Source organism: Psychrobacillus sp. MER TA 171 (assembly GCF_023713305.1).
Classification (GTDB): domain Bacteria; phylum Bacillota; class Bacilli; order Bacillales_A; family Planococcaceae; genus Psychrobacillus.
In genome coordinates, this window is the sequence record NZ_JAMAWN010000015.1 from 22,158 (window position 1) to 39,216 (window position 17,059).

13 protein-coding genes are annotated in these 17,059 nt (G+C 38.2%); 6 read left to right on the forward strand and 7 right to left on the reverse strand.

Features of this window, described 5'->3' with window-relative positions; translation table 11 throughout:
• Positions 1 to 485: 485 nt before the first annotated feature.
• The gene (locus M3627_RS13910) at positions 486 to 827 is read right to left on the reverse strand and encodes a hypothetical protein (protein ID WP_169359530.1); all 342 of its coding nucleotides are present in this window, start codon (positions 825 to 827) and stop codon (positions 486 to 488) included.
• Between the two features lie 246 nt (positions 828 to 1,073).
• On the opposite strand from M3627_RS13910, the gene rlmN reads away from it, so the two are divergent.
• Positions 1,074 to 2,144 (forward strand): dual-specificity RNA methyltransferase RlmN, encoded by a 1,071-nt coding sequence (gene rlmN / locus M3627_RS13915; protein WP_169359529.1) that lies wholly within the window; start codon positions 1,074 to 1,076, stop codon positions 2,142 to 2,144.
• A 22-nt stretch (positions 2,145 to 2,166) separates the two neighbouring features.
• On the opposite strand, the gene ytzI is transcribed toward rlmN, so the two are convergent.
• The 3 genes from ytzI to ilvA all read right to left on the reverse strand — a co-directional run bounded on the left by ytzI (position 2,167) and on the right by ilvA (position 5,390).
• A complete protein-coding gene (gene ytzI / locus M3627_RS13920; RefSeq protein ID WP_353056471.1) occupies positions 2,167 to 2,337 on the reverse strand; it encodes a YtzI protein in 171 nt (56 codons plus the stop codon).
• Between the two features lie 136 nt (positions 2,338 to 2,473).
• Positions 2,474 to 3,964, reverse strand: coding sequence for a catalase (locus M3627_RS13925; RefSeq protein ID WP_169359527.1), 1,491 nt, complete (start codon positions 3,962 to 3,964; stop codon positions 2,474 to 2,476).
• Positions 3,965 to 4,127: 163 nt separating this feature from the next.
• The gene (gene ilvA / locus M3627_RS13930) at positions 4,128 to 5,390 is read right to left on the reverse strand and encodes a threonine ammonia-lyase IlvA (protein ID WP_169359526.1); all 1,263 of its coding nucleotides are present in this window, start codon (positions 5,388 to 5,390) and stop codon (positions 4,128 to 4,130) included.
• Positions 5,391 to 5,585: 195 nt separating this feature from the next.
• On the opposite strand from ilvA, the gene M3627_RS13935 reads away from it, so the two are divergent.
• Positions 5,586 to 6,374 (forward strand): DeoR/GlpR family DNA-binding transcription regulator, encoded by a 789-nt coding sequence (locus tag M3627_RS13935; protein ID WP_169359525.1) that lies wholly within the window; start codon positions 5,586 to 5,588, stop codon positions 6,372 to 6,374.
• 397 nt (positions 6,375 to 6,771) lie between these two features.
• Here the strand turns inward: M3627_RS13935 and lepB are convergent, their stop codons facing one another.
• Positions 6,772 to 7,338 carry a signal peptidase I gene (gene lepB, locus M3627_RS13940; protein ID WP_169359524.1) on the reverse strand — a complete coding sequence of 189 codons (567 nt, stop codon included), beginning with the start codon at positions 7,336 to 7,338 and terminating at the stop codon, positions 6,772 to 6,774.
• A 76-nt stretch (positions 7,339 to 7,414) separates the two neighbouring features.
• Complete coding sequence (gene gltC / locus M3627_RS13945) at positions 7,415 to 8,317, reverse strand: glutamate biosynthesis transcriptional regulator GltC (RefSeq protein ID WP_251556156.1); 903 nt, start codon at positions 8,315 to 8,317, stop codon at positions 7,415 to 7,417.
• A 120-nt stretch (positions 8,318 to 8,437) separates the two neighbouring features.
• Between gltC and gltB the strand changes: the two genes are divergently transcribed.
• From gltB to hisF, 4 genes are all read left to right on the forward strand, one after another.
• Positions 8,438 to 12,967 carry a glutamate synthase large subunit gene (gene gltB / locus M3627_RS13950; protein ID WP_251556157.1) on the forward strand — a complete coding sequence of 1,510 codons (4,530 nt, stop codon included), beginning with the start codon at positions 8,438 to 8,440 and terminating at the stop codon, positions 12,965 to 12,967.
• Positions 12,968 to 13,038: 71 nt separating this feature from the next.
• Positions 13,039 to 14,520 carry a glutamate synthase small subunit gene (gltD, locus tag M3627_RS13955; protein ID WP_169359521.1) on the forward strand — a complete coding sequence of 494 codons (1,482 nt, stop codon included), beginning with the start codon at positions 13,039 to 13,041 and terminating at the stop codon, positions 14,518 to 14,520.
• A gap of 143 nt (positions 14,521 to 14,663) precedes the next feature.
• Entirely contained in the window at positions 14,664 to 15,284 is a 621-nt protein-coding gene (gene hisH, locus M3627_RS13960; RefSeq protein ID WP_169361500.1) for an imidazole glycerol phosphate synthase subunit HisH, read from the forward strand.
• Entirely contained in the window at positions 15,277 to 16,050 is a 774-nt protein-coding gene (hisF, locus tag M3627_RS13965) for an imidazole glycerol phosphate synthase subunit HisF (protein ID WP_169361499.1), read from the forward strand. The genes hisH and hisF overlap by 8 nt, the downstream gene beginning before the upstream one ends.
• A gap of 247 nt (positions 16,051 to 16,297) precedes the next feature.
• Here hisF and M3627_RS13970 read toward each other — a convergent pair whose 3' ends face one another.
• The gene (locus tag M3627_RS13970) at positions 16,298 to 16,972 is read right to left on the reverse strand and encodes an HAD family hydrolase (RefSeq protein ID WP_251556160.1); all 675 of its coding nucleotides are present in this window, start codon (positions 16,970 to 16,972) and stop codon (positions 16,298 to 16,300) included.
• Positions 16,973 to 17,059: the final 87 nt, after the last annotated feature.

The following is a 17,059-nucleotide window of genomic DNA, read 5'->3' on the forward strand; positions in this document are numbered from 1 at the left end:
AATAAATATGAGGCTAGGCTGCCAATTATAAACCTTAAAAATTTTACTACCTGGTAAGATTCCGAGGATTCTATTCTAATCACCTAGAGTTGTTTTCCGATACAGCGGACGCTTTCTGAGGGGTCTGCTAACAACTAAAATGGAGAAATGTCTTAAAAAACCGTGAAATCAAGTTGCCGATTTCACGGTTTTTTTAATGTTTAGGAAATTATGAAATTCTGAACCTGTGGGTAAATTGATGTCTAGCTTCATCGCCTTGCCCCTCGGGGTCAAATGGATAAAAGCTCCGGTGGCTGAGGAACTGCCTCCTCGCTTTTCTTCATTTGCCTGCCGGGGCAGTGACAGGCGATTATGCTTTTCTTGATGTCTAGCTTCATCGCCTTGCCCCTCGGGGTCAAATGGATAAAAGCTCCGGTGGCTGAGGAACTGCCTCCTCGCTTTTCTTCATTTGCCTGTCGGGGCAGACATAGGCGCTTGCGCTTTTCTTAACGTACAAAAAGATACTTCTTATTAATATAGCTGCTTTCTTCAGTAGCAATTACTTCAGCATATGGAATACCAAATAGAGTATAAGCAGTAATCACGGAATATTCAGCTTGACCCGTATTTTCATCTATGATCGTATCATTAACCTCATATGAGACAACCATGAGATTATCAATCGAGTGTTGAAAAGTATTAATTGTATTCCCTAAAAAAGTATCATTCATCTGCGTATTGGTAATCCCTGTAGGTAGAAATGCTGCAAAACAAGTAATGAATACAATTACTTTTAAAAATGCTTTACCAGGATGGAAAAATGCTCTTTTTCTTTTCATAAACTTCATAATCGATATCTCCAATCTTTTATACACGTTCTATTAGCTTATTCATCATAATTCCTTTCAATGAATGATATTATCGTCAGTAAAAGGAAATAGGACTAATATCTTTAATTTCCAGTGTATTTAAGTTAGTATTGGAAAGACTAAATGATATCTTTTTAAATATTTTTCCTTTATAATTAATTGTCGTGCAAGAGAATTTGGTGTATAATAGGCGAATTGTATGTGTAAGAAAAGAGGGGCTAAATAATGAAAAAATCAATTTATGGTCTAACTAGAGACCAATTAATAGAATGGTTAATGGAACATGGTCAAAAGAAATTCCGTGCGGAACAAGTATGGGATTGGTTATATATTAAACGAGTACAAAGCTTTGCGGAAATGAAAAATGTAAACAAAGACTGTTTGGATCTTTTAGAAGAAAATTTCGTTATCCAAACGCTAAAAGAAAGTGTAAAACAGGAGTCTGCAGATGGAACGATTAAATTCCTTTTTGAAATGCAAGATGGAAATTTAATCGAAACAGTATTAATGCGTTTTAAATACGGTCTGTCCGTATGTGTAACAACTCAAGTTGGCTGTAATATCGGCTGTAGCTTTTGTGCAAGTGGTCTTTTAAAGAAGAGTCGTGACTTAGATGCTGGAGAGATAGTTGGACAAATTATGAAGGTTCAAGAGCATTTAGATCAGCTTCAAAAAGACGAACGTGTAAGTCATATCGTAGTAATGGGTATTGGCGAGCCATTTGACAACTACAAAAACCTTATGAACTTCTTAAGAACAGTTAATGATCAAAAAGGACTTGCAATTGGTGCACGTCATATCACTGTTTCTACAAGTGGGCTAGCTAAGAAAATTATTGACTTTGCTAATGAAAATATTCAAGTAAATCTTGCTGTTTCTTTACATGCTCCAAATGACGAGCTTCGTTCTCAAATCATGGTTATCAATAAAGCCTTCCCAATTGAGAAAGTAATGGCTGCTGTTGACTATTATTTAGAAAAAACAAACCGTCGTATTACATTTGAGTATATCCTACTTAAAGACGTTAATGATCATGTGGAAGAAGCTCAGCAGTTGGCTAAGCTATTGGAAAATAAGCGTCATCTTTCATATGTTAACCTAATTCCTTATAATCCGGTAGATGAGCATGGACAGTACCAACGTAGTACTGAAAAATCCATTAGTGCTTTCTTCCAAACATTAAAGAATAAAGGAATAAACTGTGGAGTACGTATGGAACAGGGTACTGATATCGATGCAGCCTGTGGTCAATTACGTAGTAAACAAATTAAAAAAGAAAAAGCGGGAACAAAATAATATATTAGAAAACGCATCTGCCTCATTCAGGCGGATGCGTTTTTTGTTTCTTATCCATTTTGTCAGGATGTTCATCAATCGTATGCTTATAAGCATAGCCCTTGTTAATAGTGAAAATCGTTAAAGCTAGAACTATGACGAATATAATAATACTTTTATTATGACAGTACCCATAAAAAGATATCCTCCTAATTCACGCATTATAGTTACATCATAGCACAAATGGCTTTAGTCAATCTGAGTCTAAAAAGTGGCAACTTATATAGGAAAAGCGAGATATGGAAGCTCATAAAAAGGCTATCCTCTTCAAGAGGATAGCCTTACTAAACTTATACAGTTGCAGTTACGTTCATAACTTCTTCAATTCTTTCCCATGGAAGTTCCATTGCCGCAGCAACGCCTTGACCATAAGCAGGGTCTGCTTTGTAGCAGTGAATGATGTGACGGATTTTAATGAAATCTTCTACGCCATTCATATTACGAGCAGTATTTTCAAAAAGGACTTGCTGTTGCTCAGGGTTCATAAGATTGAACAATTTACCTGGTTGCTCAAAGTAGTTGTCGTCATCTTCACGGAAATCCCATTGAGTTGCTGCCCCATCAAGAGATAAAGCAGGTTCTTTATATTGAGGTTGATCTTTCCATTGACCATAGCTGTTTGGCTCGTAAGTCATGGTGCTTCCTTTATTGCCATCTACACGCATAGCACCATCGCGGTGGTAAGAGTGGAATGGGCATTTAGGTTGGTTAACTGGAATTTGATGATGGTTAACACCTAAACGGTAACGTGCTGCATCTCCATAAGAGAATAGGCGACCTTGTAGCATTCTATCTGGAGAGAAGCTGATACCAGGTACTACGTTAGCTGGTGTAAATGCAGCTTGCTCTACTTCTGCAAAATAGTTATCTGGGTTGCGGTTTAATTCGAATTCTCCAACTGGAATTAGTGGGAAATCTTTTTTATACCAAACTTTTGTTAAATCAAATGGATTGTAAGGCATATTGTTAGCTTGTTCTTCCGTCATTACTTGGATATACATTTTCCATTTAGGGAAGTTACCTGCATCAATTGCTTCCATTAGGTCACGTTGGTGACTTTCGCGGTCTACACCTACGATGTCAACAGCTTCTTGGTCAGTAAGGTTTTCAATTCCTTGCACTGATTTCATGTGGAATTTAACCCAAACACGTTGGCCTTCCGCGTTGATCATTGAGAATGTATGGCTTCCAAACCCGTCCATCGTACGGTAGGATTTTGGTAATCCACGCTCACTCATTACGATAGTAATTTGGTGAAGTGCTTCCGGAAGAGAAGTCCAGAAATCCCAGTTGCTATTAGCGCTACGCATATTTGTGCGTGGGTCACGCTTAATGGCATGGTTTAAATCTGGGAATTTTAGTGGATCACGGAAGAAGAATACTGGTGTGTTGTTCCCAACTAAATCCCAGTTACCTTGTTCTGTATAGAAACGCATTGCAAATCCACGAATATCACGCTCAGCATCCGCTGCACCACGTTCTCCAGCAACAGTTGAGAAACGTACGAACATTTCTGTTTCTTTTCCGATTTCTGAGAATAGACTAGCGCAAGTATATTGAGTAATATCATGAGTTACAGTAAATTTACCGTAAGCACCTGAGCCTTTCGCATGCATACGACGCTCTGGAATTACTTCTCTATCAAAGTGTGCTAGTTTCTCTAATAACCAAACGTCTTGAAGTAGAAGAGGACCTCTTCGACCAGCTGATTGTGAGTTTTGGTTATCTACTACTGGTGCTCCAGCTGCAGTTGTCATTTTGTTGTTTTGATTTTCAGACATTTAATTTCCCCCTAGATTAGAATCTTTATAATACAAGAATTATTATATCAAAGGGAAAGTGATAATGCTAGAATTAGATTATAATAATTTTTATCTGTACATAGTTTGTGAACAATTTTTGGCGCCATTAAACTAATATAAATGTTGATATAAAGCTATTCTTCTATATTAATAACTCAAAAAGCGTGCTATCTTTATTCACTTCCTTATAAGAAAATCCATTTTCATTCATTCTCATTAAGAGTCCTGAATAATCATTACTAGTTTTCAATTCAATACCTACTAATGCAGGTCCGCTTTCTTTATTGTTTTTTTTCGTATATTCAAAGGTTGTAATGTCATCATTCGGACCGAGTACTTTATCTAGGAATTGTCGTAAAGCTCCAGCTCTTTGTGGGAAGCTCACGATAAAGTAGTAGAGTAGACCTTCATGAATCAATGACTTTTCTTTAATTTCTTGCATTCTTCCAATATCATTGTTACCACCACTAATAATACAAACTACAGATTTTCCTTTAATTTGTTCCTTATAAGAGTCAAGCGCTGCTACTGATAATGCTCCAGCAGGCTCTGCGATAATAGCGTGTTTATTGTACAGGTCTAAAATGGTAGTACATACCTTTCCTTCTGGAACAAGTGTAATATCATCCACGTATTTGGCTACCACTTGATGCGTTAGCTTTCCGACGCACTTAACCGCTGCCCCATCTACAAATTTATCTATCGTTTCAAGTACGATTGGCCCGCTGTTTGCTATTGCTGCCTTCATACTTGCTGCTCCAGCAGGCTCTACACCAATAATTTGTGTGCTAGGAGATAGATTCTTTATATAGGAAGAAACGCCTGACACTAGACCACCTCCACCAATGCTACTAAAAACATAATCTAGCTTTTCATCAATATCATTCATAATTTCAACTGCGACTGTACCTTGACCTGCAATGATATCTAAATCGTCAAAAGGGTGGATAAAGAGTCGATCATTCTCATTTGCGTAGGCAACGGCACTGCTAGCTGAATCATCAAAAGTATCACCAGCTAGAATAATTTCGACAAACTCACGTCCAAACATTCTTACCTGTTCAATTTTTTGACTCGGAGTAGTCAATGGCATAAATATTTTTGCGGATATTCCTAAATGGGCACAGGCATAAGCCACTCCTTGGGCATGATTTCCTGCACTTGCACAGACCACTCCTTTTTTACAGGCAGCCTCTTCAATAGTTTTTATTTTATAGTAAGCTCCTCTTAGTTTAAATGAGCGAACATGTTGAAGATCTTCACGTTTAAAATATATATTAGCCTCGTATTTCTCCGACAGATAGTCGTTTTTTTGTAAAGGTGTATGTAACACAACCTCTTTTAAAAATTGATGCGCTCTTAACACATCTTCAATTTGAAGTAATTTTGTCTCCGCCAGTTGCATTAGATGACCCTCCTAATTTTAATTATTCGTATATTTTAACACACTACAGCAGTAAACCCCTAATATATTTTTGATAATTCAAAACAATGTAATATTTCGATCATTGTTAATTACGCTCAAAGATTTTTGATTTTTCTGTTAATTTAGAACATAATATGTTCAAAGCTAACAATATGCTATATGGAGGAGATAAATTTGCTTCCTGATAACAGAAAAAAGATAATAATGGATGAGCTTTCTATTAAGGGTAAGGTTGAAATACTAGAGCTTGTAGATCTTTTAGATGTTTCTGCAATGACTATAAGGAGAGACCTAGACGAACTAGAAAAAAACAAAAAATTAATTAGAACTCATGGTGGAGCGGCACTCCCGCAGGTTATCGGAAGAGAGCAATTATTTGAACAAAATCTTTCGGAAACAGATCTGAGGAAAAAAGAAATCGCCAAAATTGCTGTTACATTAGTACAAGACGGAATGAGTGTTCTTTTAGATTCTGGTACTACTACATTAGAGATTGCTAAAATTTTAAAAGTACGTTGCAATCTAACGATAGTTACGAATGATATAAAAATCGCTACAGAATTAACTAATTCAAAATTAGAAGTAATTCTACTTGGTGGTAAGGTACAGACTGAAGACGGTGTTATAGTAGGGTCTTTTGCAGAAAATATGTTGGAAAATATGTTTGTAGATATTTTATTTCTTAGCGCTGATGCAGTAGATGCTGTTCACGGTGTAACATCTGCAAGCTTTGAGAAAGCGTCCATAAAAAGAGCGATGCTTCACATCAGTGAGGCTGTCTACTTAATCGTTGATGCTCATAAATTTGGCAAAAAAGCCTTTTCCAAAATAGCTGATTTTGACTCAATTACAGGTATTATCACAGATAGCACTATTTCCAAAGAGGAAGAAGACATTTTTCAAAGGAAATCTACGTTATTAAAGGGGGAGACGAAGGAAAGAGACATTATTAAAGATCAATGATTATTTTGGTATATTACAGGTGCCTGGCACCTGTAATATACTAGACAAATATATAGAAAATATTAAAATAATATTTGTGTTATTCTACAATAGTTTGTAAATGTTCCTTATATAATGATGATAGTATACAGTTTAAATTAGACATAGAATAAAAAATGCACCATGTAGAGGTTGCTTTTTCTCCATAAGAATTATATACAAAAAAGCTTCGAAATTTTACAAATGTAAATTTCCGAAGCTTTTAATATTTATAATGGATTTGTGGATCTCTACTAATAAGAAGGGATAGTCTTAAGAATGGAATATTATATCACTTAATTAATCTGAATGGGAACTAGTCTTATGCTAACAAAATTAAAAATTAAAGAACTACTAGTTTATTCTAACGCAGCCTATACTACTTAATAAAACCGAAGTTATTTAAGGGATAATACGTCATGTTCACGGTACCGAGTACTATATCCATAGATATGAACCCAACACTAGGCTCTCGGCTGTCATTACTAAAGCGTCTATTGTCTCCAAGTACAAATAACGAACCCTCCGGTACTACTAATTCACCTAAGTATTCTTCAAGGGTAAAGTCCTGGGTTAGCGTGCCATGATCAATTAATTCCTTTTTCAATTCATCTAAATAAGGCTCATCATATTTTTTTCCATTTATTAAAAGCTCATCATCTTTATAGGTAATATGGTCGCCTGGTAAACCTATAACTCGCTTGATGTAATTAGTTTCCTTATTAACCTTAAAAACAATAATATCAAATCGCTCGTAGTCATTAAATTTAGGACCGATTTTATTGACCATCACCTTATCTCCATTTTCAAAGGTAGGAAGCATAGAAGCACCTTCCACTTCTATAGGTATAAACAAAAAGAAGCGTATTCCAAAGGCAAGCAAAACAGCAACTCCAATTGCTCCGACCCATTCCCGCAATTCGTTTTTTTCATTCTTTGTTTTCAAATTTCCTACCTCACATTTCTACATTCTCTTCCATTTATTTTACCACAATATAGCAATAATGGCCTATTAAATGGCCTTACTGATATTGATTCAATAGCTTGAAGAACTGTATGGTAAAGTCGTGGAATACCTTTTCTGATGGAGACAAATCCCTCGTCACCGGACTAATCATACCTACTGTCCTTCGGAGTGGTGGAGATATGAGAGGAACCTTAGTTGTAAATCTAGGGATAGAGTCATAGAAAGTACTGTCTGGTAGTATCGTGATTCCTACACCGGCAGCAACTAGACCTTTTATGGCAACCATATCTTCTCCAACAGATGAACTTTTAGGCGTAAACCCTACGGAATGACAAGCATCATAAACAAGTTTATGCAATATATATCCTTTTGGAAATAGAACAAAGTCTTCTTCTCTCATGTCAATTAAGGGAATCTTTTCTCTTTTTGCAAAACGATGGTTCGTAGGTACTAGTACAGAAAAGTTTTCCGAAAACAAAATGGTGGTATTAATAGTATTATCCTTTGGAGGAAGTGGACCTAAAAAAGCTATATTAATATCTCGTTTTTTGACTGCCTCGATTAAATGATTATAAGAGCCTTGTCTCAATTGAAATGCTACGTTAGGATGCTCCTTTTTAAAGGCAGAAATAACCGTGGGGAGTAAATGGCCAGCCAAACTAGTTGGGAAACCGATTTTAATAGTTCCTTTTTCTGGATCTAGATACTCATCAATTTGTTTTTTGGCAAAATCGATTGCTTGTAGTGCAGACAGGCAATGCTCTAAAAAAATCTTACCTATTGGCGTTAATTTTACATTTCGCCCAATACGTTCGAATAATTCCACACCCAGTTCACTTTCTAGATTAGCGATTTGTCTACTAACTGCAGACTGTGCGACGTGTAAATGAATAGCTGCATCCGAAATATGTTCTCTTTCGGCTACTTCTTTAAAGTACCTTAATTGCCTGATTTCCATAGTTTTCTCCTAACCTATCTCAAAAGTAGATTGTTTATATCCAAATTATATATTGTTTATATTATTTTGAAAACATACAATGTTCCTAACACACTTTTTTGGAAAATGGAGGTCGATTGCATGACATTTCACCAATTACCTGGAGCGCAGGGCATGTATAATCCTGAATTAGAGCATGACGCCTGTGGGATAGGTTTATATGCTAATATAAAAGGCTTACCAACACACGATATAGTAAAAAAAGGCTTAGAAATGTTATGCCGGTTAGACCATCGTGCAGGAAAAGGCAGTGATGGCCAAACTGGAGATGGAGCAGGACTCATGGTGCAAATACCTGATGTTTTTTTTCGGGTTGTTTGCAGTCAATGGGACCTTCCAGAAAAAGGACAATATGGAGTAGGAATGTTGTTTTTTACTCAGGATGATGAGGAAAGACAGGCGATAGAACTAAAAATAAATGAGACGATTATTGCTGAAGGTCAAGAGCTAATTGGTTGGAGGACAGTTCCTACTGATAAGAGTCAGTTAAGTGAATCCGCTAGTGAAACTGCACCTGTAGTGCGACAAGTATTCATCAAGGCTAAAGACTTTCAAGACTCGCTAGCGTTCGAGCGCAAGCTATATGTCATCAGAAAACTAGTAGAGCATTGGGCACAGCAGGAAGCAAAAAAATTCTACTGTCCAAGTCTTTCTAGTCAGACAATCGTTTTTAAAGGAATGTTAACTCCTAAAGAAGTAGACGAGTTTTATGTAGATTTACAAGATGAACTTTTTACTTCTGCATTTTCTTTAGTACATTCTCGTTATAGTACAAACACATTTCCTAGCTGGGAGCGTGCTCATCCAAATCGCTACATCGTTCATAACGGGGAGATAAATACGCTTCGAGGTAATGTCAACTGGATGAAGGCCCGTGAGCAACAATTCGTTTCGGATGCCTTTGGTGATGATTTAGAAAAGCTACTTCCTGTAATTGATCCTAATGGAAGTGATTCATCTATGCTCGATAATGCATTTGAATTTTTTGTTTTAGCTGGCAGGTCACCAGCGCATACGGCGATGATGCTAATCCCAGAGCCGTGGACAGAGAATCCACACATTTCACAAGAGAAAAAAGCATTTTATGCTTACCACAGCTCTTTAATGGAACCGTGGGATGGTCCAACAGCTATTTCATTTACAAATGGAAAGCAAATTGGGGCTATTTTAGACCGCAATGGTTTACGGCCGGCACGTTATTATGTCACAAAAGATGACTATATTATTTTTTCTTCTGAGGTTGGAGTAGTTGATATTGAGGAAGAAAATATTCTTTATAAGGAACGTTTAAGCCCAGGAAGAATGCTGTTAATTGATTTGGAGCAACAAAGAATTATTTCAGACGAGGAAATAAAATCTGAAATGGCAAGAGCACAACCATATCAGCAGTGGTTAAATGATCATCAATACAAGGTAATAGCTGAGGAAGATATACAGGAAAATGTAGAGGACCTATTGTTCCGTCAAAAGGCATTTGGTTATACGTATGAGGATATACACAAATACATTCTGCCAATTGCTATAGAAGGAAAAGACCCTATTGGTTCAATGGGGAACGATACTCCGTTAGCTGTTCTATCCGATAGACCGCAATCTCTTTTCAATTATTTTAAACAGTTATTTGCGCAAGTAACTAATCCACCAATCGATTCTATCCGGGAACATATTGTTACCTCGACGATGACGTTGCTTGGTGCAGAAGGTGACTTACTTAACCCTGGAGAGCTCAATGCTCGTCGAATCTATTTGGAAACACCTGTTTTAACGAATGGACAGCTTCAATCCATAAAGGATTTGAAGGATGAAAGTTTCCGAAGTGGCACTATATATATTAATATGTTTGAAGATTTGGAAAAAGATTTAGAGAGGATCTCTAAAGAAGCAGATGAGCTAATAGATAAGAACGTATCGCTTATCATTTTGTCAGATAGATCATTAAATGTGTCACAACCGACTATACCTGTTCTGTTGGCAGCCAGTAACCTGCATCAGCACTTGCTCCGAACAGGAAACCGTACGAAGGTGAGTATAATCGTTGAATCCGGGGAAGCAAGAGAGGTCCATCAGTTTGCTGCTCTCATCGGATATGGGGTGGACGCGATTAATCCTTATCTTGCATATGCAACTATAGCGGAGGCAATCCATGATGGCCATTTAGAAAGTACCTATGACGATTCAGTTGCTAAGTATAGCAAAGGTGTAGCAGAAGGCGTCGTTAAGGTAATGTCTAAAATGGGAATATCCACAGTACAAAGCTATCGTGGAGCACAAATATTTGAAGCGATAGGTATTGGCCATGATGTCATTGAAAACTATTTCACAGGCACAATTTCCCAGCTTGGTGGAATCGGCCTGGAAACGATTCGCGAAGAAGCGATTCGAAGACATCTTTTAGCAGTAGAATCTACTGTCGATGCTTTAGATTCGGGCAGTGATTTCCAATGGAGAAGTACAGGAGAGCACCATGCGTTTAATCCTAAAACAATTCATACCCTTCAATGGGCAACGCGACGAGGAGACTATGGACTTTATCGTCAGTATGCAGAAATGGCAAATGAAGAGAGAATCGGCTTTTTAAGAAATCTTCTTACTTTTAAAAAAGGGTCGAAAAAGATTCCACTAGATGAAGTAGAATCAGTGGATTCCATTGTAAAGAGATTTAAGACAGGTGCGATGTCATTTGGTTCATTAAGCCAAGAAGCTCATGAAACGCTAGCGATCGCGATGAATCGTCTTGGAGGGAAAAGTAACAGTGGAGAGGGCGGAGAAGATCCGAATCGATATGTGTTAGATACCAATGGAGATAATCGTCGCAGCTCTATTAAACAAATTGCTTCCGGCCGTTTTGGAGTAAACAGCCACTACTTGGTTGAAGCCGATGAGCTTCAGATTAAAATGGCTCAAGGAGCAAAGCCGGGTGAAGGCGGTCAGCTTCCAGGCAATAAAGTATACCCATGGGTAGCAGATGTCAGAGGCTCGACGACAGGGGTAGGTTTAATATCTCCACCTCCCCATCATGATATCTATTCCATTGAGGATATGGCCCAACTCATTCATGACTTAAAAAATGCAAATCGCTCAGCTAGGATTAGTGTTAAGCTAGTTGCAAAATCTGGCGTAGGAACAATTGCTGCGGGTGTTGCTAAAGGTGCAGCGGATGTAATTGTAGTAAGTGGGTACGATGGTGGAACGGGAGCGTCTCCGAAAACAAGTATTAAACATACAGGATTACCTTGGGAGTTAGGCCTTGCGGAAGCTCATCAAACATTAATGCTAAATGGGCTGCGAAATAAAGTAGTACTTGAAACAGATGGCAAACTCATGACTGGTAAGGATGTCGTTATGGCTGCCTTGTTAGGAGCAGAAGAATTTGGTTTTGCAACAGCTCCCCTAATTGTACTTGGATGTGTAATGATGCGTGCTTGCCATATGGATACATGTCCGGTTGGAATTGCAACACAAAATCCAGAGCTAAGAGATAAGTTTAGTGGGTCTGCGGACTATGTTGTAAACTTCATGAAGTTTGTAGCAGAGGAAGTAAGAGAGTATATGGCTTTACTGGGTATTCGAACTGTAGATGAATTGGTTGGTAGAACGGATCTATTAGAAGTTAGCGAGCGAGCGAAGGCTCATTGGAAAGCGCAGCAATTAGATCTATCTGTATTGCTTTATCAAGTGAGTGGGGACCGTACTTGCAAACAAGCTCAAGACCATCAGCTTGAAAAGTCATTTGATATCAGAGAGTTACTGCCACAAGTAGAAAAAGCTATCATTCATAAAACGAAGGTAGATTTAAACTACACCATTGCTAATACTGATCGAGTTGTAGGAACTATTATAGGGAGTGAAATCTCTAAGAAATACGGAGCAAGCGGCTTACCTGATGACTCGATTACTCTACGCTTTAAAGGTGCGGCAGGTCAAAGCTTTGGAGCATATATCCCACAAGGAATGACAATGTTTGTGAACGGGGATGTAAATGACTATTTTGGTAAAGGAATTTCAGGCGGGAAGCTTGTAGTTACTTCTCCGTTATCGGGAACAGCAGAACAAAATGTTATAGCTGGTAACGTTGCATTATACGGAGCAACTAATGGTTCCGTATTCATTAACGGTCGTGCTGGAGAACGTTTTGCAGTGAGAAATAGTGGAGCCGATGTTGTCGTTGAAGGAATCGGAGATCATGGCTGTGAATACATGACAGGTGGTAGAGCAGTTATTCTAGGTGATGTAGGCAAAAATTTTGGAGCAGGTATGTCTGGTGGTATTGCCTACGTGCTAGTGGATGATATAGAAGGATTCAAGTTTAAATGTAATATGGAAATGATTGGTTTTGAGAAACTTCAGTCTAAAGAAGAGATTCATAGTGTAAGGCAGCTAATCATGGATCATTATTATTATACAAGAAGCACAAAGGCTATGAATATCTTGGACAAATGGGAAGATACAGTTCACAAATTCGTAAAGGTTGTACCTAACGACTATAAAAAGATGCTAGAAAGAATTGCAACATTTAAAAATGAAGGACTGACGACAGACGAGGCAGCGATGAAGGCATTCCTATCAACATCTACAAAAAAAGTAGAAAAGAAACCTACGCTTCTGAAGTGATAATAGTCTATAAAACATTTGCTCCTGTGGAGAAAAATAAGAGCCATTTTAAGGAAAGGAGGAGTTTCAATATGGGTAAACCAACTGGGTTTATAGAATATAAACGAGAAAAAGCCAAGGAAGTAGCTCCTCTTAAGCGTATAAAAAACTGGGAGGAATATGCATCCAAACTTTCGGACGAATCTCTTCGTAAACAAGGTGCAAGATGTATGGATTGCGGAACTCCATTTTGCCATATGGGTATTGAGATAAGAGGTGCGACAGCTGGGTGCCCAATTAATAACCTAATACCAGAATGGAACGATTTAGTTTATCGAGGGAAGTGGCAGGAAGCTTTAGAGCGATTATTAATGACCAATAACTTTCCGGAGTTTACTGGACGTGTTTGTCCAGCCCCTTGTGAAGGATCGTGTACGTTAGCTATTACAGATCCAGCAGTTTCTATCAAGAATATAGAAAGAACAATTATAGACAAAGGGTTTGAAAATGGATGGATTACACCTCGAATTCCTTCTGTTCGAACTGGTAAAAAAATAGCTATTATTGGTTCCGGTCCAGCAGGTTTGGCAAGTGCAGATAATTTAAATCAAGCAGGGCACTCGGTTACTGTGTATGAAAGAGCTGATCGTGCAGGAGGTCTCCTCATGTATGGCATTCCAAATATGAAGCTGGAAAAAGAAATAGTTGAGAGAAGAGTTCACCTGCTTCAGCAGGAGGGTATCGACTTCGTATTAAACACAGAGGTCGGTAAGGATATCACTGCAGATGAGCTAAAGCTTCAATACGACGCAATTATCTTATGTATTGGTGCACAGAAACAGCGCGCCCTCCACATGGATGGAAGTGATGCAGATGGAGTTTATATGGCGATGGACTATTTGACTTCCACAACCAAAAGTTTATTAGATTCAAACTTCGCAGACGGTCAGTTTATTAATACAAAGGGGAAGGACGTCATTGTGATTGGTGGTGGTGACACTGGAGCAGACTGTGTGGCAACAGCTATACGTCAAAATTGTAGAAGTGTCGTACAATTCGGTAAGCATCCACAGCTACCTGCAGTGCGAGCAGCGGATAACCAATGGCCTACAGACCCAAATATTTATAAATTGGAATATGCATATGAGGAAGCCAATGCAAAATACGGCAAGGATCCACGGGAGTACTTAATTCAAACAAAAAAGATGATCAAAGATAAAGATGGCAAGCTGAAAGAGCTTCATACCGTTCAAATGGAAAAAATATTAGGGGAAGATGGTTTCTACTTTTTTAAAGAAGTTCCAGGATCTGAGAAAGTATGGCCTGCACAATTTGTTTTTGTTGCGATAGGCTTTGAAGGTCCAGAAACTCCTTTGGCGGACCAGTTTGGTGTAAAGGTGTTAAACAAACGTATCGTTGCCTCGGCTAAAGATTATACAACGAATGTGAAAGGTGTATTTGCAGCAGGAGACGCTAGGAAGGGTCAAAGCTTGATTGTCTGGGCGATTAAAGAAGGGCAAGAGGTTGCTAAAAGAGTAAATGATTTCGTTATAAATAAATCGTTTGTAAACTAATTATTGGGCGAGAGACTACTTGATAGATCTCTCGTTTTTTCTTTATTCTATTGTGCTATCGTATTAGCATACTAAAGTTTTTCTTTTATTTTCTGTCAACTGATGGCATAATAAAAAGTAAGAGATAGAAGAGGGGGAACAGCATGATTGGCATAATAGATTATGGAGCAGGGAATTTACATAGTGTGGTTAAGGCAATTACTCGCCTTGGTTATCAGATTAAGCTTATCACCAAACCTAGCGAGCACGATGATGAAATAGAAAAGCTAATCCTACCTGGTGTGGGAAATGCCAAGGTGGCCATGGATGTTTTAAATGAGACAGGCTTAAGTGACTATTTGCGGGCAGAAGTTGATAAGGGGACACCTCTTTTAGGAATTTGCTTAGGAATGCAGCTTCTTTTAGAAACGAGTGAGGAAGGTAATGTTCCGTGCTTAGGGTTTCTACCAGGAACAGTCCCTTTGTTTGGTGAAGAGGCGCAAAAAGTTCCACATATGGGTTGGAATCAAGTGCAGGATGTGCAAAAACATTTCTTGTTTCAAGATATTCCAGATAACGCGGACTTCTATTTTGTTCATTCCTATTATGCACAGCCTAGCATAGAGGATCACATAATCGGTGTGACAAATTATGGACCTGACTTTGCATGTGCGATAGGAAATTCCCAGGTGATGGGTGTACAATTCCATCCAGAAAAAAGCGGTAAACACGGCATTCAATTGCTAGACAATTACTGCAAGCAAGGAGTTGACGAGCATGCTTAGAAAACGAATTGTTCCTGCAATAGATGTTTTAGGAGATAAAGCAGTAAAATATGTTCAATTTAGAAATCCTACGATAATTGGTGACCCAGCAGAGCTAGGGAAGAAATATTCAGAGGATGGCGCGGATGAGTTGATCTATCTGGATACTACTGCTTCGTTAAAAAACCAAGACTTAAAGATAGATTGGATTCGTCGAGTCGCAGAGCAAGTTTACATACCTTTTTCGGTAATTGGCGGTGTTAGAACGATAGATGACTTTAAAAGGTTGCTTCGCGCTGGAGCAGATAAGGTAGGGGTCAACTCCGCTGCTGTACAGCGACCAGAGCTTTTAAGAGAAGCGGCAGATATATTCGGTAAGCAATGTGTGGTGCTAGGGCTTGATGCCATGCCAATTTATAATGATAACAATGAAATTATCAGATGGGAAGTATATACACATTCCGGACACGAGAAAACGGGAATGGACGTAGTAGAGTGGGCACAGCAAGCAACTGAACTTGGAGCAGGAGAGATTATTTGTACAAGTATTCATAAGGACGGTATGAAAAATGGCTATGATGTGGAGCTTATTAAGCTGCTATCTGAAAAAGTGAATGTGCCAATTATTGCTTCTGGTGGAGCTGGTACTTTAGATCATATCGAAGAAGTGTTTAAAGATGGAAAAGCAGATGCAGCTTTAGTAGCCTCGATGATCCACTATGGAGACTATACTATTTCGGAGATTAAAGATTATCTACATGAAAAGAAAATTAATGTGAGAATGTAAATGGTGATTACCTGCTGGAGAGAAATCTCAGCAGGTTTTTTTGATATATTCATATCGTTAGATTGGTATAAATTTGACAATCGGTCGGTTCTTAAAGAAAATCGGTCGATAACCAGGTATAATCGGTCGGTTCCAAACAATAATCGGACGGTTTTCCCACATAATCGGACGGTTCTCATCCAATAAAAAGCTATCTAACCCTATGGGGTCAGATAGCTTTTATAAATTGGAGTTGTATGAAGCTTGTCTATCTCAGTATCTCCCAGCCGCGTTGTTGTGCGACACTTAATAGTTTTTCTTCAGGCTTTACAGCGACAGGATTGCCGACTAATTCAAGGACGGGTAGATCTGAATAGCTATCTCCGTATGCATAGCTGTTTTCCCAATCTATTTCTTGTCCTTCTAGTCTTTCTAGTAGCTTTTTCGTCTTCATCACGCCATTTACATGCTCTAGTGGAGACTTTGTATACACATAGTTATCTTTATATATGATTTCCGTTCCGATGATATCGGTAAATGTAATTCCTTCTGTGACACGTTCTAAAAATTGGGTGTAAGCACCTGAGACTAGATAAATATGTACATTTTCTTGCTGGTGAGCATTCAATTTTTCTAAAACCTTTTTATTGAAGCTTTGCTGCATTTGCTCTTTTAATTCGTCAAAGTATTGATACATCTCATCTTGTGTTCTTCCTTCAAAAGCCTCTAGATATAATTGCATGGACCGTTTTCTCATACTAGTAGTTGGATAAAGCTTAAGTTTATTGGCAATATAAGGCGGGACGATGGATCTATAAAAACGTTTATATTGCGGATGATAGGTCGGGTGCACCTTTAAGTGATTCATTAGCAGCTTGAAAGTCTCTTCCTCATATAACGTTCCATCAAAATCAAAAATAGCAACTTGCATATCTATCTTCACCTTTTCATTAATAGCTTTATTTTATTATACTGGAAAAGGGTGAGGAAAGACAAAATACTATTAAGAAATAAACGCTTTCTGTCCTTA

Bases quoted from the DNA above. Each gene is read 5' to 3' on its own strand.
- M3627_RS13910 (WP_169359530.1), bottom strand. From the start codon at position 827: ATGAAGTTTATGAAAAGAAAAAGAGCATTTTTCCATCCTGGTAAAGCA.
- rlmN (WP_169359529.1), top strand. From the start codon at position 1,074: ATGAAAAAATCAATTTATGGTCTAACTAGAGACCAATTAATAGAATGG.
- M3627_RS13925 (WP_169359527.1), bottom strand. From the start codon at position 3,964: ATGTCTGAAAATCAAAACAACAAAATGACAACTGCAGCTGGAGCACCA.
- ilvA (WP_169359526.1), bottom strand. From the start codon at position 5,390: ATGCAACTGGCGGAGACAAAATTACTTCAAATTGAAGATGTGTTAAGA.
- gltC (WP_251556156.1), bottom strand. From the start codon at position 8,317: ATGGAAATCAGGCAATTAAGGTACTTTAAAGAAGTAGCCGAAAGAGAA.
- gltB (WP_251556157.1), top strand. From the start codon at position 8,438: ATGACATTTCACCAATTACCTGGAGCGCAGGGCATGTATAATCCTGAA.
- gltD (WP_169359521.1), top strand. From the start codon at position 13,039: ATGGGTAAACCAACTGGGTTTATAGAATATAAACGAGAAAAAGCCAAG.
- hisH (WP_169361500.1), top strand. From the start codon at position 14,664: ATGATTGGCATAATAGATTATGGAGCAGGGAATTTACATAGTGTGGTT.
- hisF (WP_169361499.1), top strand. From the start codon at position 15,277: ATGCTTAGAAAACGAATTGTTCCTGCAATAGATGTTTTAGGAGATAAA.